This is a genomic window from Synechococcus sp. J7-Johnson, assembly GCF_024345795.1.
Lineage (GTDB): Bacteria > Cyanobacteriota > Cyanobacteriia > PCC-6307 > Cyanobiaceae > Regnicoccus_A.
On sequence record NZ_JAGQBU010000009.1, the window covers coordinates 22,402 to 46,483 of the forward strand.

Annotated in this window: 21 protein-coding genes and 1 tRNA gene; 12 read left to right on the forward strand and 10 right to left on the reverse strand. The window is 65.9% G+C overall.

What is annotated here, in order from left to right:
* Nucleotides 1–12: 12 nt before the first annotated feature.
* Nucleotides 13–1,389 carry an aminotransferase class I/II-fold pyridoxal phosphate-dependent enzyme gene (locus tag KBY93_RS06430; protein ID WP_255093446.1) on the reverse strand — a complete coding sequence of 459 codons (1,377 nt, stop codon included), beginning with the start codon at nt 1,387–1,389 and terminating at the stop codon, nt 13–15.
* A 160-nt stretch (nt 1,390–1,549) separates the two neighbouring features.
* Here KBY93_RS06430 and KBY93_RS06435 point away from each other — a divergent pair, with 160 nt between their 5' ends.
* Genes KBY93_RS06435 through KBY93_RS06445 form a run of 3 tightly spaced genes read left to right on the forward strand, consistent with a single transcriptional unit; the run spans nt 1,550 to nt 4,425 of the window.
* Nucleotides 1,550–3,163, forward strand: coding sequence for an AarF/ABC1/UbiB kinase family protein (locus KBY93_RS06435; RefSeq protein WP_255093527.1), 1,614 nt, complete (start codon nt 1,550–1,552; stop codon nt 3,161–3,163).
* A gap of 60 nt (nt 3,164–3,223) precedes the next feature.
* Nucleotides 3,224–3,691 carry a hypothetical protein gene (locus tag KBY93_RS06440; protein ID WP_255093447.1) on the forward strand — a complete coding sequence of 156 codons (468 nt, stop codon included), beginning with the start codon at nt 3,224–3,226 and terminating at the stop codon, nt 3,689–3,691.
* A 20-nt stretch (nt 3,692–3,711) separates the two neighbouring features.
* Complete coding sequence (locus tag KBY93_RS06445) at nt 3,712–4,425, forward strand: alpha-ketoglutarate-dependent dioxygenase AlkB (protein WP_255093448.1); 714 nt, start codon at nt 3,712–3,714, stop codon at nt 4,423–4,425.
* 168 nt (nt 4,426–4,593) lie between these two features.
* On the opposite strand, the gene KBY93_RS06455 is transcribed toward KBY93_RS06445, so the two are convergent.
* On the reverse strand, nt 4,594–5,586 hold the full coding sequence (locus tag KBY93_RS06455; protein ID WP_255093450.1) for an RpoD/SigA family RNA polymerase sigma factor: 993 nt from the start codon (nt 5,584–5,586) through the stop codon (nt 4,594–4,596).
* Between the two features lie 148 nt (nt 5,587–5,734).
* Between KBY93_RS06455 and KBY93_RS06460 the strand changes: the two genes are divergently transcribed.
* Nucleotides 5,735–6,460, forward strand: a complete 726-nt coding sequence (locus KBY93_RS06460; RefSeq protein ID WP_255093451.1) for a pseudouridine synthase — start codon at nt 5,735–5,737, stop codon at nt 6,458–6,460.
* A gap of 98 nt (nt 6,461–6,558) precedes the next feature.
* A complete protein-coding gene (locus tag KBY93_RS06465) occupies nt 6,559–7,425 on the forward strand; it encodes a RodZ family helix-turn-helix domain-containing protein (RefSeq protein WP_255093453.1) in 867 nt (288 codons plus the stop codon).
* On the opposite strand, the gene malQ is transcribed toward KBY93_RS06465, so the two are convergent.
* On the reverse strand, nt 7,368–8,978 hold the full coding sequence (malQ, locus tag KBY93_RS06470) for a 4-alpha-glucanotransferase (RefSeq protein WP_255093454.1): 1,611 nt from the start codon (nt 8,976–8,978) through the stop codon (nt 7,368–7,370). The two genes, KBY93_RS06465 and malQ, sit on opposite strands and share 58 nt — an antisense overlap.
* The gene (locus KBY93_RS06475; protein ID WP_255093529.1) at nt 8,978–10,162 is read right to left on the reverse strand and encodes a Coenzyme F420 hydrogenase/dehydrogenase, beta subunit C-terminal domain; all 1,185 of its coding nucleotides are present in this window, start codon (nt 10,160–10,162) and stop codon (nt 8,978–8,980) included. Before KBY93_RS06475 ends, malQ begins: the two co-directional genes overlap by 1 nt.
* Nucleotides 10,163–10,240: 78 nt before the next feature.
* Between KBY93_RS06475 and KBY93_RS06480 the strand changes: the two genes are divergently transcribed.
* A complete protein-coding gene (locus tag KBY93_RS06480) occupies nt 10,241–11,299 on the forward strand; it encodes an LCP family protein (protein WP_255093455.1) in 1,059 nt (352 codons plus the stop codon).
* Here KBY93_RS06480 and KBY93_RS06485 read toward each other — a convergent pair.
* Nucleotides 11,296–11,892, reverse strand: coding sequence for a hypothetical protein (locus KBY93_RS06485; protein ID WP_255093457.1), 597 nt, complete (start codon nt 11,890–11,892; stop codon nt 11,296–11,298). The two genes, KBY93_RS06480 and KBY93_RS06485, sit on opposite strands and share 4 nt — an antisense overlap.
* Before the next feature lie 66 nt (nt 11,893–11,958).
* Between KBY93_RS06485 and KBY93_RS06490 the strand changes: the two genes are divergently transcribed.
* Together KBY93_RS06490 and KBY93_RS06495 are read left to right on the forward strand one after the other, a co-directional pair.
* The gene (locus KBY93_RS06490; protein WP_094553773.1) at nt 11,959–12,954 is read left to right on the forward strand and encodes a ribose-phosphate pyrophosphokinase; all 996 of its coding nucleotides are present in this window, start codon (nt 11,959–11,961) and stop codon (nt 12,952–12,954) included.
* A 119-nt stretch (nt 12,955–13,073) separates the two neighbouring features.
* Nucleotides 13,074–14,285: a glycoside hydrolase family 10 protein gene (locus tag KBY93_RS06495; protein ID WP_255093458.1), complete on the forward strand. Its 1,212-nt coding sequence runs from the start codon at nt 13,074–13,076 to the stop codon at nt 14,283–14,285.
* On the opposite strand, the gene pepN is transcribed toward KBY93_RS06495, so the two are convergent.
* The 4 genes from pepN to KBY93_RS06515 all read right to left on the reverse strand — a co-directional run bounded on the left by pepN (nt 14,255) and on the right by KBY93_RS06515 (nt 18,665).
* Nucleotides 14,255–16,975, reverse strand: a complete 2,721-nt coding sequence (gene pepN / locus KBY93_RS06500; RefSeq protein ID WP_255093459.1) for an aminopeptidase N — start codon at nt 16,973–16,975, stop codon at nt 14,255–14,257. The two genes, KBY93_RS06495 and pepN, sit on opposite strands and share 31 nt — an antisense overlap.
* Nucleotides 16,976–17,015: 40 nt before the next feature.
* Complete coding sequence (locus tag KBY93_RS06505) at nt 17,016–17,498, reverse strand: hypothetical protein (RefSeq protein WP_255093460.1); 483 nt, start codon at nt 17,496–17,498, stop codon at nt 17,016–17,018.
* A gap of 135 nt (nt 17,499–17,633) precedes the next feature.
* Nucleotides 17,634–18,050, reverse strand: coding sequence for a cAMP phosphodiesterase (locus KBY93_RS06510; RefSeq protein WP_255093461.1), 417 nt, complete (start codon nt 18,048–18,050; stop codon nt 17,634–17,636).
* Nucleotides 18,051–18,083: 33 nt separating this feature from the next.
* Nucleotides 18,084–18,665 carry a hypothetical protein gene (locus tag KBY93_RS06515; protein WP_255093462.1) on the reverse strand — a complete coding sequence of 194 codons (582 nt, stop codon included), beginning with the start codon at nt 18,663–18,665 and terminating at the stop codon, nt 18,084–18,086.
* A gap of 76 nt (nt 18,666–18,741) precedes the next feature.
* Here KBY93_RS06515 and KBY93_RS06520 point away from each other — a divergent pair, with 76 nt between their 5' ends.
* Both KBY93_RS06520 and KBY93_RS06525 read left to right on the forward strand, forming a co-directional pair.
* On the forward strand, nt 18,742–19,959 hold the full coding sequence (locus KBY93_RS06520; protein ID WP_399222707.1) for a histidine kinase: 1,218 nt from the start codon (nt 18,742–18,744) through the stop codon (nt 19,957–19,959).
* A gap of 73 nt (nt 19,960–20,032) precedes the next feature.
* Nucleotides 20,033–20,105 (forward strand) — tRNA-Glu (locus tag KBY93_RS06525).
* A gap of 355 nt (nt 20,106–20,460) precedes the next feature.
* Here the strand turns inward: KBY93_RS06525 and KBY93_RS06530 are convergent.
* On the reverse strand, nt 20,461–21,021 hold the full coding sequence (locus KBY93_RS06530; RefSeq protein ID WP_255093463.1) for an SRPBCC family protein: 561 nt from the start codon (nt 21,019–21,021) through the stop codon (nt 20,461–20,463).
* Nucleotides 21,022–21,181: 160 nt separating this feature from the next.
* On the opposite strand from KBY93_RS06530, the gene petH reads away from it, so the two are divergent.
* The gene (petH, locus tag KBY93_RS06535) at nt 21,182–22,339 is read left to right on the forward strand and encodes a ferredoxin--NADP reductase (protein ID WP_255093464.1); all 1,158 of its coding nucleotides are present in this window, start codon (nt 21,182–21,184) and stop codon (nt 22,337–22,339) included.
* Between the two features lie 155 nt (nt 22,340–22,494).
* Nucleotides 22,495–24,018: a glucose-6-phosphate dehydrogenase gene (zwf, locus tag KBY93_RS06540; RefSeq protein ID WP_255093465.1), complete on the forward strand. Its 1,524-nt coding sequence runs from the start codon at nt 22,495–22,497 to the stop codon at nt 24,016–24,018.
* Nucleotides 24,019–24,082: the final 64 nt, after the last annotated feature.

The window sequence follows — 24,082 nt, forward strand, 5'->3', positions numbered from 1 at the left end:
CCGCAGCGCCCATCAGGCCACAACCTTCACCGTATCAGCGATCTGGCCGGGCCAGAGCCGGCGTTGCTCCCTCAGCCACTCCAGTCGCGCCGCATCGATCCGCTCACCTGGAATCAACAGGGGAATTCCCGGTGGATAGGGGCAGATCGGCTCCGCCGCCAGCCTCTCAAGCGCCTGCTCCAGGAGCAGGGTCTGGTGGGGCAGCCTCCACGCCTCGCCAGGGGTCAGCTCCGGCTCCATCAGGGCGGGAATCGGCGGTGGTGTGAAGGGGAGGAGGGCTGGCCCGCCAAGGGCCTGGCGCAGCTGGTTGAGCTGGGTGGGCAGAAGCCTGCGAACCCGCCGCGGTGGGCGTTCCCCCAGACAGAAGGTGAGGCAGCCGGGCTCGGGCAGCTCGGCGATCACGCCCCGCTGGAGCAGCCAGGCGTCGGCCGCAAGGCCATTGATGCCCAGGGCGGCACTGTGGAACACCAGGCGCAGGGGATCCTGGTTGGCTGCCAGAGGCAGGGAGGCTCTCTCCAGCGCCTGCCGCAGCTCGTTCGCCCGGGCGATGGCCCGGCTCAGGCCCCGGGCGCCGGCGGTGCTGTGGCGGTGCGCGAAGGCCGCCGCCGCCGAGGCCAGCAACAGTGCACTGGGACTGGAGGTCTGGAACCAGAGCAGAGACCGCTCGATCGCCTCCTCGCTCACCCGCCCGCGCCGCAGCAGCAGGGCGGCGCTCTGGGCCAGTCCACCTGCGCTCTTGTGCAGAGACTGAACCACCAGATCGGCCCCGGCCGCCAGAGCCCCCATCGGCAGACCCGGTTGGCCGAAGTGGGCCCCATGGGCTTCATCCACCAGCACCGGCAGGCCGTGGTGGTGGGCCACCGCGATCAGACCCTGCAGATCTCCCGCCAGGCCCTGGTAGGTGGGATGCACCAGCACCAGCGCCGCCAGGGTTGGGGCCTGCTCCAGGCGCCGCAGCAGCCAGTCGGGGCTTGGTGGCAGCCACAGTCCGGTGGCCGGATCGAAGGGGAGATCGAACAACACCGGCCGCAGTCCGCCCAGCACGCAGGCGTGCAGCAGGCTGCGGTGCAGGTTGCGCGGTAGCAGCACCCGCTCGCCGGGTTTGGCCAGAGCCAGCAGGGCCACCTGCAGCATCCCGCTGGCTCCGTTCACCCCGAACCAGCAGCGATCGGCTGCGCAGAGGCGGGCAGATTCGGCCTGGTCGGCGGCCACGGCACCACCTGGCTCCAGCGGCCCTCCGATCTCGGGCAGTTCCGGCAGATCCCAGCGGCCGGGGCGCTGCCGCAGCAGCTGGCGCAGGCCCGGCGCCAGACCCCTTCCTCGCCCATGGGCGGGCAGGTGCAGATCGAGGCGCGGGAGGCCCTGACGCAGGGTCGACAGCAGGAGCATCACCAGCCCTGGACTTTCTAGAGTCTGGGGTCACCACCTCAGGCGTCGCAGGAGTTTCCCCATCACCGCCAGCTCTCCTGTGCGCCCGGCCTCACCAGCGCGTTCCGCCCGGGTCGAAGGGCCACCGCCCCGCTACGAGCCAGCCGCCGATCTGCGCTGGATGCTGCTGCGCCCCTGGATCCTGGTGTCGCGCCTGGTGGCGGTGCTGTGGCAGCTGGGCTGGCTGGCCCTGGTGCTCGTGGTGCAGGGAAGCAGCAGCGATCGCTCCGTGCAACAGCGACTGGGCCGCCGCATCCTCCAGACACTCACCCAGCTGGGTCCCTGCTTCATCAAGGTGGGGCAGGCCCTTTCCACCCGCCCCGATCTGGTGCGTCGCGACTGGCTCGACCAGCTCACCGAGCTGCAGGACAACCTGCCCCCCTTCCCCCACGAGCTGGCCCTGGCGGAGATCGAAGCGGAGCTGGGGGCACCGGCGGTGGAACTCTTCGAGCATTTCCCGCCCTACCCCGTGGCAGCGGCCAGCCTGGGACAGGTGTACAAGGCGGAGCTGACAACAGGCCAGTGGGTGGCGGTGAAGGTGCAAAGGCCCAACCTGGCCTATATCCTGCGCCGCGATCTGGTGATCATCCGCTTGCTCGGGGTGCTCACCGCTCCATTCCTTCCCCTGAACCTGGGCTTCGGCCTCGGCGACATCATCGATGAGTTCGGCCAGACCCTTTTCGATGAAATCGATTACAGACGCGAAGCCGATAACGCTGAGCGTTTTGCCGCCCTCTTCGCTGACAACCCTGCCGTCACGGTGCCACGGGTGGAGCGGCAGCTCTCCAGCCGCAGGGTGCTGACCACCAGCTGGATCAACGGGATCAAGCTGCAGGACCGGCTGGAACTGGAGTCGCACAGGCTCGAGCCCGATGCCCTGATCCGCACCGGGGTGATGGCTGGTCTGCAGCAATTGCTGGAGTTCGGCTATTTCCACGCCGATCCCCATCCAGGCAACCTCTTCGCTCTGCCGGGGCGCACAGGTGCCATGGGCCACGTGGCCTATGTCGATTTCGGGATGATGGATTCGATCAGCGATGCCGATCGGCTCACTCTCACCGGTGCGGTGGTGCATCTGATCAACCGGGATTTCGAAGCCCTTGCCGTCGATTTCCGGACCCTCGGATTCCTGCGTCCTGACGCCGATCTCGCCCCGATTGTCCCGGCTCTGGAGACGGTGCTGGGCGGCCAGCTGGGGGAGAGCGTGGGCTCGTTCAACTTCAAGGCGATCACCGATCGCTTCTCGGAGCTGATGTTCGACTACCCCTTCAGGGTGCCGGCCCGCTTCGCCCTGATCATCCGGGCGGTGGTGAGTCAGGAAGGGCTGGCCCTGCGGCTCGATCCCGGCTTCAAGATCATCCGCGTGGCCTATCCCTATGTGGCTCGGCGGCTGCTGGCCGGCGATACCGCCGAGCTGCGGGAGAAGCTGCTGGAGGTGCTTTTCGATCGCCAGGGCCACCTGCAGCTGGAACGGCTCGAAAGCCTGCTGGGGGTTGTGGAACAGGACGATGCCAACCCTGATCTGCTGCCGGTGGCCGGAGCAGGTCTGCGCCTGCTGCTCGGTCCCCGTGGCGGCAGCCTGCGCCAGCGGTTGCTGCTGATGCTGGTGCGCGACAACCACCTGAACACCGAGGACCTGCAGGCGTTGATGGGTCTGCTGCGCCGCACCTTCTCCCCGTCCAAGGTGGTGGGCGGGCTGCTGCAGCGGCTCAACCCCCTGGCACCGGCCGCCTGAGTGGCCGGGCACCCGTCTCCTGATCGCTAGGGTCAGCGTCAAACCCTTGAAAGCCTGCCCGTGATCAGCGATCCCACCGGTTCAGAGGCCCTCACTCAGGGGTACGCGGCGGGCTCCTTCGCCGATTTCGAGGGCGCCGACATCCTGCTGGAGTACGTGCCGGTGGGGCAGCCACCCTTCTTCCTGGCAGGAGTGGGCTTTGCGATCGCGATTCTCTGCGGTCTGACCTTCTCTCGCCTGGTGCAGAACCGGCTTGACGGCTGGAAGCAGGACCGGCTCAACCTGCTGCCCCTGGCGGTGGCAGAAACCGTCGCGTCCTATGCGGGGCTGATTCTGGGAGTGACCCTGTTCATCGGCGGCAGCCTGCAGGTGTTCGGCTTCGGTGGTGGCACGGCTCTGCTGGTGGCCCTGCTGCTCTCCCTGCTCACCGGTGGCGCACTCTGGGCGCAACTGGAGGGGCTGATGCGGCAGGTGCAGGACGGCAGCTTCAAGGCCGTGGATTTCGACAACTTCGATCAGTTCTTCTGAAGCCTGAAGCGTTTGCCTGGATGGAGCCCACAGGCCAGATCCATCAGTGGCAGGCCCCTGGCCTGGCCCTGCGCCTCTGGCCCGCATGGGCCAAGGATCCCGAAGGGCAACTGAGTCGGTTGCAGCAGGAAATCCCCTGGCGACAGGAGTCGATCACCCTGTTCGGCCGCACCCACCCCATGCCGCGGCTCACCTGCTGGGTGGCAGATCCCGGCTGCTCGTACCGCTACAGCGGCCTGGCCAATGAGCCCCAGCCCTGGTCGGATGCCCTGATCGAGATCAGGGATTCTCTGGAGATCACGCTGGGCTGGCGCTTCAACTCAGTGCTGCTCAACCGCTACCGCGACGGCACCGATTCCATGGGCTGGCATGCCGACGATGAACCGGAGCTGGAACCACTTGCGCCGATCGCCTCCCTGAGCCTCGGAGCCAGCCGCAGCTTCCGGCTCAGGCCCCGCGACCGCCGGCCCGGGGCAGCCGAGCCGCTCCTTCTCGAGCTGAGCCACGGAGATCTGCTGGTCATGGACCCTCCCACCCAGCAGCACTGGCTGCATGCGCTGCCACGGCGGTTGCGGGTGCGGCAGGAGCGGCTGAACCTCACGTTCAGGGTGATCAGAACCGCGCCAATACCAAGGGATCAGGCTTCGCTGCCAGCGGTCTCGAGCATGGCCACCGTGACCGGGATCGTCTCAAGAGCTTCCTCGTTGTCTAGAAAGGCCTCGAAGGAGCGGTAGCGGCAGACAACGGGGGGCGGATCACTCTCGGCTTCGGCCTGATCCCAGGCTTCCTGCCAGCCAAGATCCTTGGGGCGGACCTGGGTGTAGCAAGTCAGAGCTTCCTCCAGATCGCCGGCATCAGCGATGCACTCCCCCCGCCAGTAGACCTCGAAAAAGGGCACGTTCTCAGGCCACCAGGTAGCCCTCGAGGCGGCAGGAGCGTGAGCGGATGCCCTCAAGGGCACGGCGCTCCAGGTTGCGGGTCTTGTCGCGGCTCATGCCCAGAGTGCGGGCGATCGACGTGAGGCTCATCGGTTCATCCCCGTTGATGCCGAACCGCATGGTCAGCACGCTGCGCTGCAGCTCCGGCAGTTGCTCCAGCAGCGCCCGCATGTCGCCCCGCAGGCACTCGCTATCCACGCTCTCCTCCGGCAGCGTTCCATCTCCCTGCAGCAGATCCAGCAGCTCCGTGTCGTCCCCGTCGCCCACCTTCGTTTCCAGGCTCACCGGCTGACGCGCCCGGCAGAGCAGATCCTTCACCTCCTCCTCCGGCAGCTCCACCGCCACCGCCAGTTCACTCAGCGTGGGCGTGCGGCCCAGCTCCTGGCTCAGTTCCCGCTGGCCTTTCTTCAGCTTGTTCAGCGTTTCGGTGATGTGGATCGGCAGCCGGATCGTGCGGCTCTTCTCCGCGATCGCCCGCGTGATCCCCTGGCGGATCCACCAATACGCATAGGTGGAGAACTTGTAGCCGCGGGTGGGGTCGAACTTCTCCACACCCCGAACCAGACCGATCGTTCCCTCCTGGATCAGGTCCAGCAGCTCCATGTTCCGCTTGGTGTATTTCTTCGCCACGCTCACCACCAGCCGCAGGTTCGCAGCCACCATCCGCTCCTTTGCACGGCGGCCGCTGGCCAGCTTGCGCTTCAGCAGAGCCGGGCTCAGACCCGTCGCATTCGCCCATTCCTCGGCGCTCGGCTTCTGACCGCCCGCTCGCATCTCCAGTTCCTGCTCCGCTTCCTCCAGACGCATCAGCTCCTGCACCTGACGGCCCAGGGTGATCTCCTGTTCATGGGTCAGCAGTGGCACGCGGCCGATGTCGCGCAGGTAGGAGCGCACCAGGTCGCCGGTGGGGACCAGGGACGAGGCGGAGGCTGCGGCGGCCACGGGGAGGGAGGGCATGGGGCCGAATCGGTGAGTTAGGAAACCTTTGTGTTTCGTAAATTACCATCAACCTGCCGGTTCAGGCCATCTCTTCCGCCTGCTGAGTGGTGATCCGGCCTCGCCCGTCCCCCCATCCCCGCATCGAGACCAGACGCAGAACCCAGGCATGACGGCGCAACGACTCCAGAAATTGCTGGCCAGTGCTGGACTCTGCTCCCGCCGCCGGGCCGAGGAGCTGATCCTGGCGGGGCGGGTGACTTTGAACGGGGCCGTGGCGCGGTTGGGGGACCATGCGGATCTTTCCAGTGATCAGCTGGAGCTCGATGGGACGCCGGTGGGTGCGGCGGCCCGCACCATCACCGTCCTGCTCAACAAGCCCCGCGGCGTGATCTGCAGTTGCCAGGATCCCGAGGGGCGAACCACGGTGCTCGATCTGTTGCCGCCGGAGCTGGGCATGGGGACCGGCCTCCATCCCGTGGGGCGTCTTGATGCCGCCAGCCGGGGTGTGCTGCTGCTGAGCAATGACGGTGCGCTCACCCTGCGCCTCACCCATCCCCGCTTCGGCCACCGCAAGCACTACCGGGTGTGGGTGAGCGGTGAGCCCGGTCCTGAGGTGCTGGAGCAGTGGCGCCGGGGTGTGCCCCTCGATGGCCAGCCCAGTCAGCCGGTGGTGGTTCGGGAGCTGGCGCGGGGGCGAAGGGGCACCCTGCTGGAGCTCGAGATGGGTGAGGGCAGGAACCGACAGATACGGCGCACAGCCGAGCTGCTGGGTCACCCCGTGCGCGATCTGCAGCGGGTGGCGATCGGCCCGCTGCGCCTTGGCGATCTGCCTGAGGGACGCTGGCGCCACCTTGCCCCCCAAGAATGGAAGGATCTGGACCCGCGGGATTGAGCCGCGGACCGATCGAACCACTGCCCTGATCGATGCCGCCATCCAGAAATTCCACGGCTGCACCACGCCTCAGGCGTCGGTGGCCCTGGCAGAAAGCCTTGCCCAGCCTGCCGGTCGAGCCGCGGGAGGATCCCCTGCTCAATGCCGGCAGGCAGCTGCGGCAGCAGCGGGAAGCCCGGGGCCTGAGCCTGCGGGAGCTGGCGATCGAGACGCGGGTGAGCACTCCTGTCCTCGAAGCCCTGGAGCGGGGATGGCGCGAGCGGCTGCCTGAGCCGGCCTATCTCCGAACGATGCTGCCGCTGCTGGAGCAGCACCTGGATCTTCCCGCCGGTGCCCTCGAAGGGGCCCTGCCGGACCGGGGCGAGGCGACCAAGCATGGCGTTTCCGGGCGTCAGGCCCTGCTCTCACGCTTCACTCCAGGCTCGATCGATGTCTTCACCACCTGGCAGGGGACCGTGCTCTATGGGGTGCTGACCCTGGCGCTGATCTACGGCGTGAATCTGCAGCAGCGGCGGTTGGCGGCCGAGAACCTGCTGGCCCTGAAGCCGATCCCAGCCCTGCCGGCAGCGGAGCAACGGGCCCCTGACCCCAACGCCGAGCTGCTGCAGGCCTATCCGGACCTCAGGCCCCTGCAGCAGGCGGCCCAGGGTGTGGCCAGGCAACGCTTGCTGGAGGGGGGCGTTGAGCGCCGTCCCGCCGCCGGGGTGTTGCGGTTGCAGCTGGGCCAACCCACCCGCATCAGCCTCGGCAGTGATGCGGGGGTGAAGACCGAGCTCAACGGAGCCACAGGCGAGCTGGTGCTGCAGTTGAGGCCTCCCCTGCGCCTGAGCCTGGAACCGGTGCCGTCAGAGGGCTCGGTGCTCTGGGACGGCCAGCCATTGGCGCCCGAGCCTGGCGGAGGTGGCCGTTACCGGCTGCCTCCGGCCACAGCCTCAGCGACGGCAGGGGCCCCCGTGCGCCCGTAGCGCTGTGCCAGCCCCTGGAGCCCATGAAGAGGGTCATTGAGGCTGGCGATCGGTTGACTCAGACGCCAGGTCCAGTTGCCCGAGGCGGTGCCGGGGGTGTTGAAGCGGGCCTGATCATCGAGGTGGAGCAGATCCTGCAGGGGCACCACCGCCAACTGGGCAGAGGAGCCCAGAGCCAGCTCCAGCAGCTGCCAGCCGGGTGCGTCGATGGTGTGTCCCACCAGCTCCCCCACCTGGCGCCGCTGGTCCTCCTCCAGGTTCCGCCACCAGCCCAGGCAGGTGGCGTTGTCATGGGTGCCGGTGTAGACAACCCAGTGATCACCCTGGTAGTTCGCCGGCAGGTAAGGGTTGTCGTCGTTGCCATCGAAGGCGAACTGCAGGATCTTCATGCCCGGCAGGGCGAAGCGATCTCGCAGGGCCTCCACCTCCGGGGTGATCACACCAAGGTCTTCAGCGATCAGGGGCAGGGCTGAGGCAGAGCCTGAAGCTGAGTTGCCGCCGCCGCCGGCCTGCTGCTGCTGCCAACGGGCCTTGAGAGTTGTGAGCAAGGCCACCCCAGGGGACGGGCGCCAGCAGCCCTCCTGGGCCGTCTCGGCCTGGCCGGCCACGCTCCAGTACGACTCCAGGGCGCGGAAGTGGTCGAGCCGCAGCAGGTCGAGCAGCTGCAACTGCCGCTCCAGCCGGCGCATCCACCAACGGAACCCGGTGAGCCGGTGCAGGCTCCAGCGGTAGACCGGCGTGCCCCACAGCTGGCCGGTGTCGGAGAAGTAATCAGGGGGAACGCCGCTTTGCTCAGTGAGGGAGCCATCGGCGCGCACGGAGAACAGGCGGCGGTTTGCCCAGACATCGGCGCTGTCGTGGGCGACATAGAAGGGCAGATCACCGATCAAGCGCACGCCACGTGCTCTGGCGTGTTGGCGCAGCTGGTGCCACTGCCGCTGCAGCTGCCACTGAACCAGGGCCTCCTGCAGCAGCAGGCCGCAGGCTTCCCGATCCAGCTGGCGCAGGGCCAGGCGCCCGCGCCGCGCCAGGGGCCTCGGCCAGGTCCACCAGGGCTGCTGGCCCTGGCTCTCTCGCAAGACCATGAAGCGGCAATGGTCGCGCAGCCAGCCATCCTCCTGGCGCCGCCAGCTGGTGAATGCCTGCTGGCGCTCCAGGCTCTGAGCAGACCAGCGTTTAAGCAAGCGCTCTCCAAGAGCCGCCGCCCGCAGCGGTGCAGCCTCCAGGTCAAGACGCTCGAAGCTGCCGCCAGGCAGAGTCTCGAGGTCGACGGGCTCAAGGAATCCCTCGTCCACCAGCTCGTCGGCATCGAGGAACCAGGGGTTGAGAGCGAAACCGCTGGGAGAGCTGTAAGGGGAGCCGGTGCCGTCAGTGGGGGCCAGAGGCAACAACTGCCAGGCGGCGATGCCGGCCGCGGCCAGCTGGTCAATCCACTGGCGAGCCGCCATGCCGAAGGTTCCACAGCAAGGTGTGCCTGGAAGGGCGGTGGGATGGAGCAGCACGCCGCAGTGCCGGCTGGAGGGCCCGTGGTCGGGGCCAGAGGGCACGGGCATCAATCGGGCAGGCGATATCGGCTGATGATGGCCTTGGCGAAGGCAGGGATGTGGCGATCCGCCTGATCCGGGTGGTTACGTCTCACCCAGATGGCATTGCGCGTGAAGTGGGAATCGATCGAGAAGCGACCGTATTCCAATCCCTTCGGGCCGAAGCGCTTCACGAAGAAGCCCACCAGCTCCGCCAGCCAGAGGGGAAGCTTCACGGCCTTGTCATAGGCCTCGATCCCCTGCTGAACCGCGGTGCGGCGGTCGCCCTGGCTGGTGACCGGGGCGGTGTCGAGCTCGGCCTCGACCAGATCGAGCAGCAGCTGACCCTTCGGATTGCGCACCACCAGCCACTGGCGGCCAAAGGTGGCTCCCATGTAACCCACCACCAGATCGGCGCCGGCGTTGGTGTAATCGAAGCAGCTCAGGCAGCTGGGGGCAAAGACGCTCTTGAGATTGGGGGTGTCGAGCCCGAAGAACGGAACGGTTTCCTCGCTGCCGTCGCTGTGGCGGAAATGGATGCGGAAGTCCTGCATGAATTCGTAGTGCACCACCGTGTCCGGTGAGCGGCTGGCGCTCTCCAGAAAGGTCTGCAGCCCGCTGCGGCTGACGTTGTCTACGCAGGGCATGCCCAGCACATACAGCTGCTCCAGGGGCAGGGTGTCCTGCACGGCCCGCAGAGCCTGGATCTGGCAGCCCACCCCGATCGCCAGCAGGCGGCGGATGCCGCTGCCCGGCAGTTGCTGCAGCACCTCCAGATTTGGCGAGAGGGTGGGCTTGTTCACCCGAGCCGCCAACACCTCCTCGGGGGTTCGCGCCAGCACCGGCACCGGCGTGAAGCGATCGTCGGGACTTTGCTGCACGCACAGCACCGCATCCACCAGGCCGCTCTCCAGGGCGCGTACACCGATCCGGCTGACGATGCCGGTCCACTGGGCGCCATCGATCGGAGCTTGCAGGCGAGCGCTGAGCATGCGCTGATGCACACCGAAATAGAGCTCGTCTTCGTTGGCCAGATCGCGACTGCGGCCGTGGGCCCGCTCCTCCATCCGGTCGAATCCCTGGGTGAGGAAGGGGCAGGCGCTGCGCACGTAAGCCACCCAGCCCGTGTCGCACAGCCCGCACTCACTGCAGAGATCCCGGGCCGGTTTGATACTGCCCTTGGCCAGGGGGCGGGCCCGCTCGTGGGGAGCCAGCTCTTGGCCACGGCCTGGACCGGCAGACTGGGCGGGACCTGAACGGGAAGCGGCGCTCAATGCTGAATCCCGACGGGAATGGTGGAGGTCCTCAACTTATCGGCCACCGCACCGACCCTGAACAAGCTGCGTCAAAGTGAGGCGATTCCTCAGGTCAATTCAGTCGTGGCAGGCAAGTCAGCATCTCCAGCGGGGCCACGGCGTGGCGGGCCATGGAAGCTGCTGGCGGGGCTGGGCCTGGGCGCCCTCGGGCTGGTGGCCTCGGTTGGCCTGATCGACCGGCTCTGGCCACAGCAGGATCAGGGACTGAGTAGTGAGGAGCAGAACGGCGAGGCCGCCCCCCTGGCCAGTCCCCCCTCCAGGCCGATCACGGTGCTGCTGATCGGCAGCGACGCCGATCGCCTGGCGGCCGCCAGCAACGGCGCAGCCCCGGCCGGTGCCGCCAACAGCGACACCCTGATGCTGCTGCGGGTGGACCCCTCCGGCCCCCTGCAGGTGCTCGCCATTCCCACCGAACTGGCCGTGAAGCTGCCCGGGCAGACGAACGTGCAGCCGCTGGGATCGCTCTACAAGCAGGGGGGCGCTGCCCTGAGTGCGGGAGCGGTGGCAGAGCTGGTGGGACTTGATTCCGGCCAGCCCGAGCGCTACGTGGTGCTGCCGCGCTCGGCTCTGCGGGAGCTGGTGGACGGACTGGGGGGACTGGAGGCGAACCTGGATCAGCCCCTCAGTTACAAAGACAAAAGCCAGGCGTTCAGCATCGATCTCCAGGGCGGGTTGCAGCGGCTCAAGGGTGCTCAGGTGGAGCAACTGGTGCGCTACCGCAACAAGGACCAGGGGGAAGCCGGCCGCCGGGAACGGCAGGAGAAGGTGGTCGGTCTGCTGGTGAGCGAGCTGACCCGCCCGGACCAATGGGCCCAGTTACCGGAGCGCTGGCAGCGGCTCACCTCCCAGCTCGACACCAACCTCACTCAGGAGGAAGCCTTGAGCCTGGTCACGGCCGGCCTGCGCCAGAACAAGCCGGTGCGCTACAGCCGGGTGCCGCTCGAAGCTCCGTCCAAGCCGGATCAGACCCTGCGCCAGATCAGCGCCAAGGCCCCCACACCTCTCTGGCCGCTGAAGCCCTCAGCAGCCGACTAGATCGCCTCGGCGGCGATCTGGCTCCAGCGCCGACTCAGGTTCAACACCAGATCCGCACAATCGTCAGCGGCTTCGTCCTGAGCCAGCACCCCCAGCCAGGGGAGTCCATCGCGACGGCGGGCCTCATGATCGAAGCGGCCACCCCACTGGATCAGGCCCAGGAGCGGCACCCCACAGCGCTGCATCAGGGCAGTGCAGCCCGCGGGCAGGCCTCCATCCGCCTGGTGGGCCTCGATCAGCAGCACGGTCGGCTGGCGCCAGGCTCCCAGCAGCTCCGACCAGCGCCCACCCCAGGGCTGAAAGCGACCTGGGTCCTGGAGTAACGGCACGATCCAGGAGCCGCTGCGGCCGCTCAGCTCTGTCATCAACACGTTCACATCCGTGTCCGGACAGTCTGAGGTCGTTCCTCCTCTGCCCTCATCGCTGGCCGCCACAAGCGGCGGCAGGGAGCACACTCCGACCAAGGCCGCCAACCTGCCGGCGGCCTCCTCGATGCCAGCGGCGGCATCTGCAGCCGCAGCACCCGCCAGCACCACGCGCAGGGGGGGGATCGAGCCCGCGGCGGTGGGGGGCGAACCCGCTGGCTTCATCATTGTTTGCCTACGCCGGGCCGGGAGGCTTCTACCATCAGGCTCCAGCCCTGCTTGATCACGCCCCCCGTGACCAGTTTCTTGACTGCTGAACGGGTGGAGCAGGACAGCAAGCCCCACGACACCCGCCGTCTGCGCTTGTTCAGCGGCACCTCCAACCCCGCCCTGGCCCACGAGATCGCCAGCTACCTGGGTGTGCCGGATGGTCCGCGTGTGATCAAGCGCTTTGCCGACGGTGAGCTCTACATCCAGATCCAGGAATCAATCCGGGGTTGCGACGTCTTCCTGATCCAGCCCACCTGCGCCCCGGTGAACGATCACCTGATGGAGCTGCTGATCATGGTGGACGCCTGCCGCAGGGCCTCCGCCCGCCAGATCACTGCCGTCATCCCTTACTACGGCTACGCCCGTGCCGACCGCAAGACCGCCGGTAGGGAATCGATCACGGCCAAGCTGGTGGCCAACCTGCTGGCTCAGTCCGGCGTTGACCGGGTGCTGGCCATGGACCTGCATTCCTCCCAGATCCAGGGATATTTCGACATTCCCTGCGACCACATCTACGGCTCACCGGTTCTTGTCGACTACCTCTCAGCCCGCGACCTGGGCGAGATGGTGGTCGTGTCCCCCGATGTCGGCGGTGTGGCGCGGGCGCGGGCATTCGCCAAACGGATGCACGATGCGCCCCTGGCGATCATCGACAAGCGTCGCTCAGACCACAACGTGGCCGAAAGCCTCACGGTGATCGGCGACGTGGCCGGCAAGACGGCGGTTCTCATCGACGACATGATCGACACCGGCGGCACGATCTGCCAGGGGGCCCGTCTGCTGCGGCGCCAGGGGGCCCGTCGCGTGCTGGCCTGCGCCACCCATGCGGTCTTCTCACCCCCTGCCATCGAGCGGCTCTCGGAGCCGGGACTGCTTGAGGAAGTCCTGGTCACCAACAGCATCCCGATCAGCGACGAACGTAACTTCCCCCAGCTGAAGGTGCTGTCTGTGGCCAAAATGCTCGGCGAGGCCATCTGGCGCATCCACGAAGAAAGCTCCGTGAGCTCGATGTTCCGTTAAGCCGTTCCGTGAGGCCTTTCCGCTCAGCCCCACCGCCAGGCCCCGTCCCTTCGCCCACGTCCCCCATCCTGTTCCGACACCTGTTGCCGCGCCCCACTCCCCCTGGCCTGAACGGGCAAATGCCTCGCAGGGTCCGCCTGAAGAGGGCCCTGCCGGCCCTGGCCACCGTGCTGCTCACCTCCTCCCTGCAGGCCCTGGGAGCTCTGCCGGCACTGGCTGCCAGCCAGCGGGTCGGTGTCTGGCTCACCAACAGCCCCAGCCCCCTCTATTACGACGCCAATCTGATCGAGAAAACGGTGGCCGAACTCGATGCCGCCGGCTTCAACACCCTTTACCCAAACGTCTGGAGTCGGGGGTTCACGTTCCACCGCAGCCGCTACGCGCCGATGGAACCGAAGCTTAAGCAGGTGAACGCCTCCCTCGATCCGATCTGCCGATTAACCAAGGCCGGTCAGAGGCGGGGCATGAAAGTGATCCCCTGGTTCGAGTACGGCCTGATGGAGCCGGCCGATGCCGAAGTGGTGCGCCGCCATCCCGAGTGGGTGCTGCAACGCAGCGACGGCTCCACCCTCTACGCCATGCATGGGGCCAACCTCAAGACTTCGCCGCTCAAGGATCTGCGGGTCTGGCTGAATCCGTCCCATCCCGGCGTGCGCGAGCGGGTGATCGGGCTGATCGGTGAGATCGTGGAGCGTTGCGGCGTCGACGGAATCCAGCTCGATGACCACTTCGCCTGGCCTGTGGAGCTCGGCTACGACGCCCATACCCGCGCCCTTTTCCGTCAGGAGAAGGGCCGCGAGCCCCCCAGCGACTACAACAACCGCGAGTGGATGACCTGGCGGCGCCAGCAGCTCACAGGATTGCTGCGGGAATTGCGCGCCAGGATGAAGAAGGAAAGCAGCGGGGCTGTGATCAGCCACTCCCCCGGGCCCTTCCGTTTCGCTTACAACCACTGGCTGCAGGACTGGGAGATCTGGGCCCTGGGGGAGCTGGTGGATGAACTGGTGGTCCAGAACTATGCCCATTCCGTAGCCGGGTTCACCAAGGACCTCGGCCAGGCCGCGCTGGTGAAGGCCCGGCGTTGGGGCATGCCTGTGCAGATCGGCGTGCTGGCTGGCTTTGGGGGCCGAACCACCTCCTCAGCGGTGCTGGAGAAGAAGGTGCAGCAGGTGGCCAGGCGTGGCATGGGAGTGATCTACTTCTACTGGGAAGGGCTCTGGGGAACCTATGGGGGGCCGGAGGGGGCGAGTGCGCGCCGCTCCAGCTTCCAGCGACTGCACGGGGCCCTCTACCCGGATCCTTACCCACGCAGCTCCCGCCCCAGGCTCTGATCCAGCACCTCCCGGGTGTTGGCCGAGAGCTCAGCGGTCGCGAGCTGCTCCATCGCCTCTCGCATCCGCTCCCCCCGCTCGGGCGCATAGCTCTGCCAGCGGCTGAACACCTTGGCCATCCTCGAAGCGGTGATCGGATTGCGCTGGTCGAGCCGGGCGATCTGATCGGCCAAGTAGCGGTAGCCGCTGCCATCAGCGGCATGGAACACCGGTGTGTTGGCCACCAGGCCGCCGAGCACGGCCCGCACGGAGTTCGGAGCTGCCGGGTCGTAGCGCGGATGAGCCAGCAGGGCCTCCACTCGCTCGAGCCCATCAGGGAAGGGGGCGGAGGCCTCCAGGCTGAACCAGGCATCGAGGATCACCGGTCTTGCCTGCCAGCGCTCGTAGAAGGCCGCCATCGCCCGCTTCCGTTCGGGTCCCTCCAGGGGTTGCAACGCCCGCAGCCCGGCCCTCGCCAGGGTCATCGAAGGACCCTCCACTGCGGCGGCGGCCTCGGCCATCACCGCCCCATCGCCGGCGGCAGCACGCCAGGACCAGACCAGTCCAGTGATCTGGCGATCGCCGACACCCTCGGGCCAGGGGAGCCCCCACTGGGGACGGCAGCGCTCAAGGCAATCGCTGAGGGGATCGGCGAGGGCCTCACCAAAGCGGGTCTGCAGTGCCCTGATCGCCAGGAAGAGCGCCGGCGGGTCCGGCTGAGCAGTGGCTGCCTCCAGTTCCGCCAGACCCGGCATTGTCAGCAGTGCACAGCGGTTGCCATCGCTGAGAGTGCCCTCCAGCAGAATTCGGCTGAACGCCGCCACCAGCCCATCTTCGAGTGCCTCATCCGAGGCTCCTGCCGCTCGGCGCAGCAGCACCTCAGACAGCAGTATCTGGCCAGCATCCCAACGGGCCAGCGGCTCGCCATCACTGCTGAGCAGATGCAGGAGTTCCTCGTGCGGGCGATCGAATTCCAGCTGCACCGGAGCGGAGAAGCCGCGCAACAGGGAGAGGGCCGGCGGGTGGCTGCGGGGCTCGAAGCCCTCGAACACCACTGTCTGCTCGGCTTTATCGATCACGAGCAGCCGTGTCAGCGGCCCCCAGGCATGGTCGAGGCTGTCGGCCTCAGCGCTGGCGGTGGTTTCACCTGGGTGTTGCAGCAGCAAGGGCTCTCCTGCCTGGTCCACCGCTCCAAGCGCAAGGGGGATCACCAGTGGCAGCTTGTCGGGCTGGCCCGGGGAAGGCGGGGTGTACTGGCGGATGGTCAGAGACAGGCGGCCCTGATCCCCGTCCCAGAGGCGCTGCACCTCCAGTCGCGGAGTTCCCGCCTGGTGGTACCAGCGGCGGAACTGTTCGAAGCAGAACTTGCTGGCGGCGGTCTTGCTGTCATCGCTTGTCGTCTCGGCAGTATCCTGCATGGCCTGAACGAAGTCGTCGCAGGTGGCGGCGGTGCCGTCATGGCGCTGCACATAGGAGGCCATGCCACGCATGAAGGTGTCCGGGCCGAGCAGGGTATGCAGCATCCGGATCACCTCCGCACCCTTTTCGTAGATCGTGGTGGTGTAGAAGTTGTCGATCGCCTGATAATGATCCGGTTGCACCGGGTGGGCAGTGGGACCTGCATCTTCGCGGAACTGGGTATTGCGCAGCATCGCCACATCTTCGATCCGTTTCAGCGACGGCGCATGCAGATCCGCCGTGAAGCACTGATCTCTGAAGACGGTGAGTCCCTCCTTGAGTGAAAGTTGGAACCAGTCGCGGCAAGTTATGCGATTGCCAGTCCAGTTGTGAAAATATTCATGGGCAATCACGCTCTCGATCCTCTCCAGTTCGGCATCGGTGGCCGTGGCTGCATCGGCGAGCACCAGCTTTGAATTGAAGATGTTGAGGCTCTTGTTCTCCATCGCGCCCATGTTGAAGTGGCGGACGGCCACGATGTTGTATTCGTCGAGGTCGTATTCCAGCCCATAGACGCGCTCATCCCAGGCCATCGAGCGCTGCAGGGAGGTCATGGCGTGGCCCGTGTAGGGTGCATCACCAGGCTCCACGTGCAGGCGTAGCTGCACCTTGCGGCCACTGGCGGTGGTGAAGCTGTCGCGGACCTCCTCCAGCACCCCAGCCACCAGGGCGAACAGGTAGGAGGGCTTGGGGAACGGGTCGTCCCAGACCACGTAGTGACGCTCCTCTTCTCCGGCCAGGGCCGGCAGGGTGCCCTGCTCGATGCAGTTGCCGTTCGAGAGCAGAACAGGAAAGGTGCCGCGCTCGGCCTCGATGCGCACCCGGAACAGGCTGAGCACATCGGGGCGATCGGGGTGGAGGGTGATGCGACGGAACCCCTCCGCTTCGCACTGGGTGGTGACCATGCTTCCGCTGGCGTAGAGCCCCTCGAGGCTGCTGTTGGCACGTGGGTGCAGGCGCACCTCGCTGCTCAGGCGAAACGGCCCCGCAGGAGTGCTCGTGATGATGTAGGCGTCGCCGTCGCGCCCGATCTCGTCGAGCAGCAGGGGCCGGCCATCGAGGCTGATGGAGAGCAGCTCCAACCCTTCACCGCGCAGCACCAGCGGATCTCTGGCGTCATCAGATGCGGCAAGGGACTCAAGCAGCAGGGTGGATTCCACCAGGGCCTCGTCACCGAGAAAGCGCACTGTCAGGTCGGTGCGCTCAAGCCGGTAGGGGAAGGGTCGATAGTCGGCCAGCCGCACGACGCTCATCAGGCCAGGGGGAGAAGACCCCCTGATCCTGGCGCCCCGCTCACCAGGGCAGAGGCCCACGGCCCTGGCCGGCGTTGCATCCCACCTGGGATCCGAGCAGGGCTCCCAGGGGGACCGCCCAGGTGCGGCCGTCTTCGCGGGAGGCGGCATAGCCGAGGCCACCGCCGATGACCCCGCCCACCAGCCTGCCGATCGAGCAGCGCTGCTGCAGAGCCTGGGCTTCCTCCCAGGTGGTGGGCACCGGCTGTCTGTAAGGGGTGCTGCCGTTGGGGAGCTGGCTGGTGAAGTCCCGGCTGTCGTAGGCCTGGTTGTCGTAGTCCTGGTAGGGAGCCGGCGGCCAGTTGCGGACTGGAGTCACGCCATAAGCGGCGTTGCGGGAGATCGGGTACCGATCCGTAGGCAGCCGGTAGCCCTGATAGCCCCATCCGTACTCCTGGGCTGAGACTGAGGCGGGCAGCGAAGCGCCGAGGCCACAGAGCCCGGCAGCGAGCAGCAAGGGAAGATGGCGAATGAAGACGGTCATGGTGTTCAAGCTGGAGGACAGCCCCGAGGGGATGCCATCAGCAAAGCCAACAGGACCGTCTGAATTGCAACTCTGGCTGTGGCCGGATGTGTCCGGATGCGTCCGCCGGTGGGCCAACGCAGGTGGCCCTTGGGACTACTTGCCGCCCTGCTGCTTGAGGGCATCGTTCACCTTCTTGACCACATCCGGCGGCACCTCCTTGGGGCAGAGCTCAACGGCACCGATCACCGCAGAGTTCACCGAGCCGCGCCGCAGCTCCTCAATCGTGAGGGCTTTGGTGCCTACCTGCTTGATCTGACCGTTGTGCTGGCCCATGATCAACTGCGCGATGGTTTCACCGGCGATGCTGGCTGCCTTGTCGAACTCGACTTTGGCGCCACGGGCAATGCAGACGTTGACCGCCGCAATTCTGGTGTAAAGCGACATCTCGCTTTCGCTGGCGGGTGCCGCCTGGGCGGGGGCGGCTCCTGCAGCGGCTGGAATGATCAGGGCGGCAGCCAGCAACAGGAACCGGCGGAGGCGGCGTGTGAGGCGCAAGGAGAGCGTGTTCATCAACCTCCATGCTGATGCACAGGGGCGCGAACTTCAATCGGCGGGAAGGGGATCTCCGGGACCCTCCAGCCGGATCTCGTGGTGCGTCTCGGTGATGTCGAGCTCACCGTCCCGCCAGGAGAAGATCGAGCAGGTCCGAAAGCGATCCTGATCGATCAGTCGGATGTGCTGCTGGATGTCCCAGTGCTGGTGCTGCGACTCGAAGATCAGTTGATGCTCATCCACCTGGCGAATCTGTGAGCGCATCGGCTGCTCCACGAGATACCCCCTGCTGCGCCGCAGCTGGTGTCCGCAGAGATAGGCGTCAAGGCTCCCCTCTGGCTGGTACTGGGGCTTGCGGGCATAGAAGCCGAAATCCTGCTCCGGCTTCCAGCTGAAGCGGTAAGCCGCCTCCCCCTCCACCGGCTGCTCGAACGTTTCAATTCGCAGCAGGAGGTCGAGGCGCAGGGGCTCCTCCTCGTCACGGAAGAAATAGAGGCGCCGGGAGCGCCACAGGCCGAGGTTGCGCGAAAACCACCGCCGCAGGCTGCTGTCCAACTGGATGCGGCTGTCCTGGGGGGTTCGCCTTGCAGGCCCGGACGGGTCCAGCGGCACCCGTTCCGTGGATGGGGTCATGAAGAGCGTGAACGTCAGAGGGACGGTTGACAGGTTCGTCATAGCCAGCTCTCGGCCCAGCGTTCGAAGCCATAAGGTGATCTCCACGATCTCGCCTGCCCCCAAGGTGCCTGAAGCGGGAAATGCTGACTCCGGCACGACTGCCCCAGGGCCACTCTCCGGCAACGCCAAGGGCAGCCTCCCGGCAAAGCGCCGGCCTCTCAAGCTGTTGTTGGTGGCGGCCCCGCACCATCTCGCTTCCGCCGATCTGACTGGGGTCCTGCATTACCTCGAAACCTGCGACTGTGGTTTTGATGTGGCCCTTGAGCTGGCCGACCCGGCCCTGCGTCCTGAGCTGCTGGAGCTGCATCGGTTGGTGGCCACCCCGGCTCTGGTGAAACTGGAGCCGCCTCCTCGCCAGGTGCTGGCCGGGAATGCGGTGCTGGATCAGCTGAAGGGCTGGCTGCCCCGCTGGCAGCAGCTGGAGGTGGTCAGCGATCTGGGCATGAGTCTGCGGCCCGCCGAAATGGATGGCAGCCGCTCCCAGCGGGAGCTGCAGCTGGAGGATCAGGTGCTGGTGCTGCGTCAGGAGAACGAAACCCTGATCGAACGCCTGCGGGTGCAGGAGCGGCTGCTGCGAATGGTGGCCCATGAGCTGCGCACCCCCCTGACCGTTGCCAAGTTGGCTCTGCAAAGCCTGCAACTCGGGCACATCAACAACACCCGTTGCAGGGATGTCCTCGACCGCCGCCTAGATGACATTGAGCATCTGTCCAAGGATCTGCTGGAGGTAGGCACCACCCGCTGGGAAGCTCTGTTCAACCCCCAGCGGCTTGACCTGGCGCCAGTGGCCGCGGAGGCGATCCTGGAGCTGGAGAAAATGTGGGTTGGCAGGACGCTGCGCCTGACCACCGACATCCCCGCCGACCTGCCGGATGTGTTCGCGGATCAGCGGCGCATGCGCCAAGTGCTGCTGAACTTGCTGGAGAACGCGCTGAAATTCACCCCCGACGATGGCGAGGTGACTCTTTCGCTGCTGCACCGCACCAGCCAATGGGTGCAGGTGAGTGTCTGCGATACCGGTCCGGGAATTCCCCGCGGCGAGCAGGAGCGGATCTTCCTTGAGCGGGTGCGGCTTCCGCAGACCTCGGGAACGACCTCTGGCTTCGGGGTGGGCCTCTCGGTCTGTCGCCGCATCGTCGAAGTGCATGGCGGGCGAATCTGGGTGGTTTCCGAGCCCGGTGAAGGGGCCTGCTTCCATTTCACCGTTCCGGTGTGGTCAGGGCAGAACTCCCCCAGCCAGGTCTTGCCTTGACGAAGGGACACTCCGACCCGTAGCGTCCAGATAACGGAAACGGCGCCTGAAAACGCTCTTGCTCCGTGGCCTCGCCCCCATCGTCTAGAGGCCTAGGACACCTCCCTTTCACGGAGGCGACAGGGGTTCGAATCCCCTTGGGGGTATCACGATTATTCTTCTTGCACTCGTCTTTGTATTTAGACCTGGGCAGATTCAGTCGATCACGCAAATGTTTTCAACTCTGGATCATGTCTGCTCTGTCAGGCATTTCAGAGGTCTTGATGATTGCTGAGATTCGCAGAATGCTTCCGATTGATGCTGATCGGCAGTATACATTTTGATCTCATTTTGACAATGTTCGTCTGAAGAGATTTTCTGAATCAGAATGTCAATGGCTGTAACCGAAACTCTGATTTAGTGCGAGCAGACGTGAGCAAGTAATGGCTCGGTTCTGCATTCTTTAGAATGATCTCATCTGAAATCAGGCCCTTCGTAAGATCCCGGCTTGATGTGATTCGCTCAGGATTTGCGGGCGCGGCTCAGGGCTTCCCTTTGCACGGCGCGCAGGTTGGCAGCGAGGTCTTCGCGCAGGCGCTGCTCGATCAGGCCTATCGGCATGCCCTGGCGACCCTGCACGGTGAGTTCGTAGAGCAACCGCGATCCACCGGGTTCGCCGCTGACCTGCCAAGCACCCTCGAAGCGGCGGAAGTCGCCCTCTCGCATGCTGAAACTGAGCAGGCCGTCGTCGTGATGCTCCTGCAGTTCCAGCTCGACGCGGGCGCTGAACCGCAGGCCGCAGAACTGCTGACAGCCCACCTGCTCCAGTCCAACGGTGTTCCCCCGGCGCCAGAGCAGCCGCGAGGTCGAGAGGTTGGGGATGAAGCGGCTGAGGTTCTCGTAATCGGTGAGAACGGCCCAGATCTGCGGAGGTGGGAGCTCGAGGCGCAACTGAACCGCCAGACGCCGGGCCCCCTGCGGCAGTCTCTCCATGTCCTGCTGGATCGTGTCCAGTGAACAGGCTTCCTGGCTGCTGAGCAGGCCCTGGATCGATGGAGTTGTCAGAACCGAAAGTTGCGCCAAGTGAGGGGGAACGCCGGATTCGTGGCAAGCCGGATCAATCCAGCCGCCACCAAACCTAACCGCAACACTCGGTTGCTGGTGCGGAAAGGCCAACGGTCTGGGAGGGATCGATCATTGGCGTTGCCTATGATCGATCCGATTTTCAGGAGTTTGAGGGTTCATGCGCATCTCGACCGCAGCGCCTCGTCAGTCCGATGCCCGCATGTTCACCCTTGTGGTGGAGGGCCTCAAAGCGGCTGGCACACGCACGGCCGAGCGCTGCTTGACCATCCCTTTCTCTCAGATGCAGGCAACTTTGCGCATGATCAACCAGCAGGGCGGACGCCTGCTCTCGGTCACGCCTGCTGATCAGGCCTCCGCCGCTCTCACTCCCGAGCCCGCCTCGACCGCTGCCAACGCTGCCCCTGCTCCCGTGACCACCCCCGTCAAGCACGAAGCTGTTCCCGTCAATCTCTACAAGCCGAAGGATCCATACATCGGCACCGTGCTCGGAAATTATTCCCTTCTGGCTGAAGGGGCGATCGGCAGGGTCAATCACATCACCTTCGATCTCTCCGAGGGCAACCTTCACTACGTGGAGGGCCAGAGCATCGGCATCATTCCCGATGGAGTCGACAGCAATGGCAAGCCCAACAAGCTTCGTCTCTACTCAATCGCCAGCACCCGCCACGGCGACAACCTCGAAGCCAAGACCGTTTCCCTCTGCGTCCGCCAACTGCAGTACGAAAAGGATGGCGAGACGATCAATGGAGTTTGCTCCACCTTCCTCTGTGACATTGAACCTGGCGCCAAGGTCAAGATCACCGGCCCAGTTGGCAAGGAGATGCTGCTTCCCCCCGATGAAGACGCCAATGTGATCATGCTGGCCACCGGCACCGGCATCGCCCCCATGCGGGCCTACCTGCGCCGCATGTTCGATCCAGGCGAGCGGGCCAAAAACCCCGGCTATCAGTTCCGGGGCAAGGCCTGGCTGATCATGGGTGTTCCCACCACTCCGAACCTGCTCTACGAAGACGATCTCCAGAGCTACCTTTCCGAATTCCCCGACAACTTCCGCTACACCAAAGCGATCAGCCGTGAACAGCAGAATCCCAGCGGTGGTCGGATGTACATCCAGGATCGTGTTGCTGAGCACGGCGATGAGATCTTCACCATGATCGAAGACCCTAAGACTCACGTATACATGTGCGGCCTGCGGGGTATGGAACCCGGCATCGATGAAGCGATGAGCAAGGCCGCCGAAAGCAAGGGTCTCAACTGGTCAGAACTTCGTCCCCAGCTCAAGAAGGCCGATCGCTGGCACGTGGAAACCTACTGATCAGGCACCCTCCGGACAGCCCTTTCCGTACCGCTTCAGCCCGCCATGACGGCGGGCTTTTTTTTGCCGAAATCAGCACAGAGGGGGCCTGCCCATGCCCTTTGCTGGGTGTTCCCCGCTTTCGTGGGTAAACCAGTGTCATCAGCTGCAACTCCATGACCGTCACGCTCACCAATCCACTGAGGGTCGGGCTACGCCAGGAGCGTGTGGTCTCGCCCCAGTGCCTGGTGATTTTCGGGGCGAGCGGAGACCTCACCTCTCGCAAGCTGGTGCCGGCCCTGTTCGAGCTGTTCCGCCAGCGGCGGCTCCCCACCGAGTTCGCCGTGCTGGGCTGCGCCCGGCGCCCCTGGAGCGACGAAGAGTTCCGCGGCCACATGGCCGAAGCCCTCGGCGACCTGATCCATGAGCACCGCGGAGCCTGGGACCAGTTCGCCGCCGGTCTGTTCTATGAGCCGGTGGATCTGCAGCAACCCGAGCACCTGGTGCGCCTGGCCCAGCGGCTCGAGGTGATCGACCGCCACCGGGCCACGCGCAATAACCGCACCTTCTACCTCTCGGTGTCGCCGAAGTTCTACGGCAGTGGTTGCAGCGCCCTGGCCGCCGCTGGCCTGCTCAGTGACCCCGAGCGCAGCAGGGTGGTGATCGAGAAGCCCTTCGGTCGTGACTACGGCAGTGCGCAGGAGCTCAACCGGATCGTGCAGACCAGCGCCAAGGAGAGCCAGGTCTTCCGCATCGACCACTATCTCGGCAAGGAGACGGTCCAGAACATCCTCGTGCTCCGCTTCGCCAACACGATCTTCGAGCCGATCTGGAACCGGAACTACATCGCCAGTGTCGAGATCACCGCGGCTGAAACCGTGGGTGTGGAGGAGCGGGCTGGCTACTACGAAAGCTCCGGTGCCCTGAGGGACATGGTGCAGAACCACCTCACCCAGATGCTTGCGCTCACAACGATGGAAGCCCCGGGACGCTTCGATGCGGAGGCGATCCGCAATGAGAAGGCCAAGGTGCTGCAGTCGGCGCGGCTGGCCGATGAGCTTGAACCCTGGAACTGCTGCGTGCGCGGCCAGTACGGCCCCGGTGGCACCGCCAGGCGCCCCCTGACCGGTTACCGCCAGGAACCCGGGGTGAATCCCAACAGCACCACGGAAACCTATGTGGCGATGAAGCTGTTCATCGACAACTGGCGCTGGCAGGGGGTGCCCTTCTACCTGCGCACCGGCAAACGCCTGCCCAAGCGCATGAGCGAGGTCGTGCTCACCTTCCGGGAGGCACCTGTGCATCTGTTCGATGCAGCCGGAGGCAGTCCCACCGCCAACCAGCTGATCCTGCGCATCCAGCCCGATGAAGGGGCCGGTTTCCGCTTTGAAGTGAAATCCCCGGGATCGGGGATGCGCAGCCGTCCGGTCGACATGCACTTCTCCTACGACGAATCCTTCGGTGAACCCTCCGACGAGGGCTACGTTCGCCTGCTCGCCGACGCCATGCTGGGAGACCCCACTCTCTTTACCCGCGGCGATGAGGTGGAGGCCGCCTGGCGGCTGTACACCCCGTTGCTGGAGCTGATCGAGGACAGCCCCTGGCAGCTGCCCGTCCACCCCTATGAAGCCCGCACCTGGGGCCCCGCCGCTGCCGACAACCTCCTGGGCCGCGATGGACTGATGTGGCGCCGCCCCTGAGGTGAGCCCCGCTCCGAGCCCAATTCCGATGGCTGCCCCCGGCATTGCCCCTCCCCTAACGAGC

Coding starts and splice junctions, on each gene's coding strand:
- KBY93_RS06515 (WP_255093462.1), bottom strand. CDS start 18,665: ATGACCCCATCCACGGAACGGGTGCCGCTGGACCCGTCCGGGCCTGCA.
- KBY93_RS06505 (WP_255093460.1), bottom strand. CDS start 17,498: ATGACCGTCTTCATTCGCCATCTTCCCTTGCTGCTCGCTGCCGGGCTC.
- zwf (WP_255093465.1), top strand. CDS start 22,495: ATGACCGTCACGCTCACCAATCCACTGAGGGTCGGGCTACGCCAGGAG.
- petH (WP_255093464.1), top strand. CDS start 21,182: ATGCGCATCTCGACCGCAGCGCCTCGTCAGTCCGATGCCCGCATGTTC.
- KBY93_RS06485 (WP_255093457.1), bottom strand. CDS start 11,892: ATGATGAAGCCAGCGGGTTCGCCCCCCACCGCCGCGGGCTCGATCCCC.
- KBY93_RS06480 (WP_255093455.1), top strand. CDS start 10,241: ATGGTGGAGGTCCTCAACTTATCGGCCACCGCACCGACCCTGAACAAG.
- KBY93_RS06460 (WP_255093451.1), top strand. CDS start 5,735: ATGACGGCGCAACGACTCCAGAAATTGCTGGCCAGTGCTGGACTCTGC.
- KBY93_RS06495 (WP_255093458.1), top strand. CDS start 13,074: ATGCCTCGCAGGGTCCGCCTGAAGAGGGCCCTGCCGGCCCTGGCCACC.
- KBY93_RS06455 (WP_255093450.1), bottom strand. CDS start 5,586: ATGCCCTCCCTCCCCGTGGCCGCCGCAGCCTCCGCCTCGTCCCTGGTC.
- pepN (WP_255093459.1), bottom strand. CDS start 16,975: ATGAGCGTCGTGCGGCTGGCCGACTATCGACCCTTCCCCTACCGGCTT.
- KBY93_RS06430 (WP_255093446.1), bottom strand. CDS start 1,389: ATGCTCCTGCTGTCGACCCTGCGTCAGGGCCTCCCGCGCCTCGATCTG.
- KBY93_RS06510 (WP_255093461.1), bottom strand. CDS start 18,050: ATGAACACGCTCTCCTTGCGCCTCACACGCCGCCTCCGCCGGTTCCTG.
- malQ (WP_255093454.1), bottom strand. CDS start 8,978: ATGCCCGTGCCCTCTGGCCCCGACCACGGGCCCTCCAGCCGGCACTGC.
- KBY93_RS06435 (WP_255093527.1), top strand. CDS start 1,550: ATGCTGCTGCGCCCCTGGATCCTGGTGTCGCGCCTGGTGGCGGTGCTG.
- KBY93_RS06445 (WP_255093448.1), top strand. CDS start 3,712: ATGGAGCCCACAGGCCAGATCCATCAGTGGCAGGCCCCTGGCCTGGCC.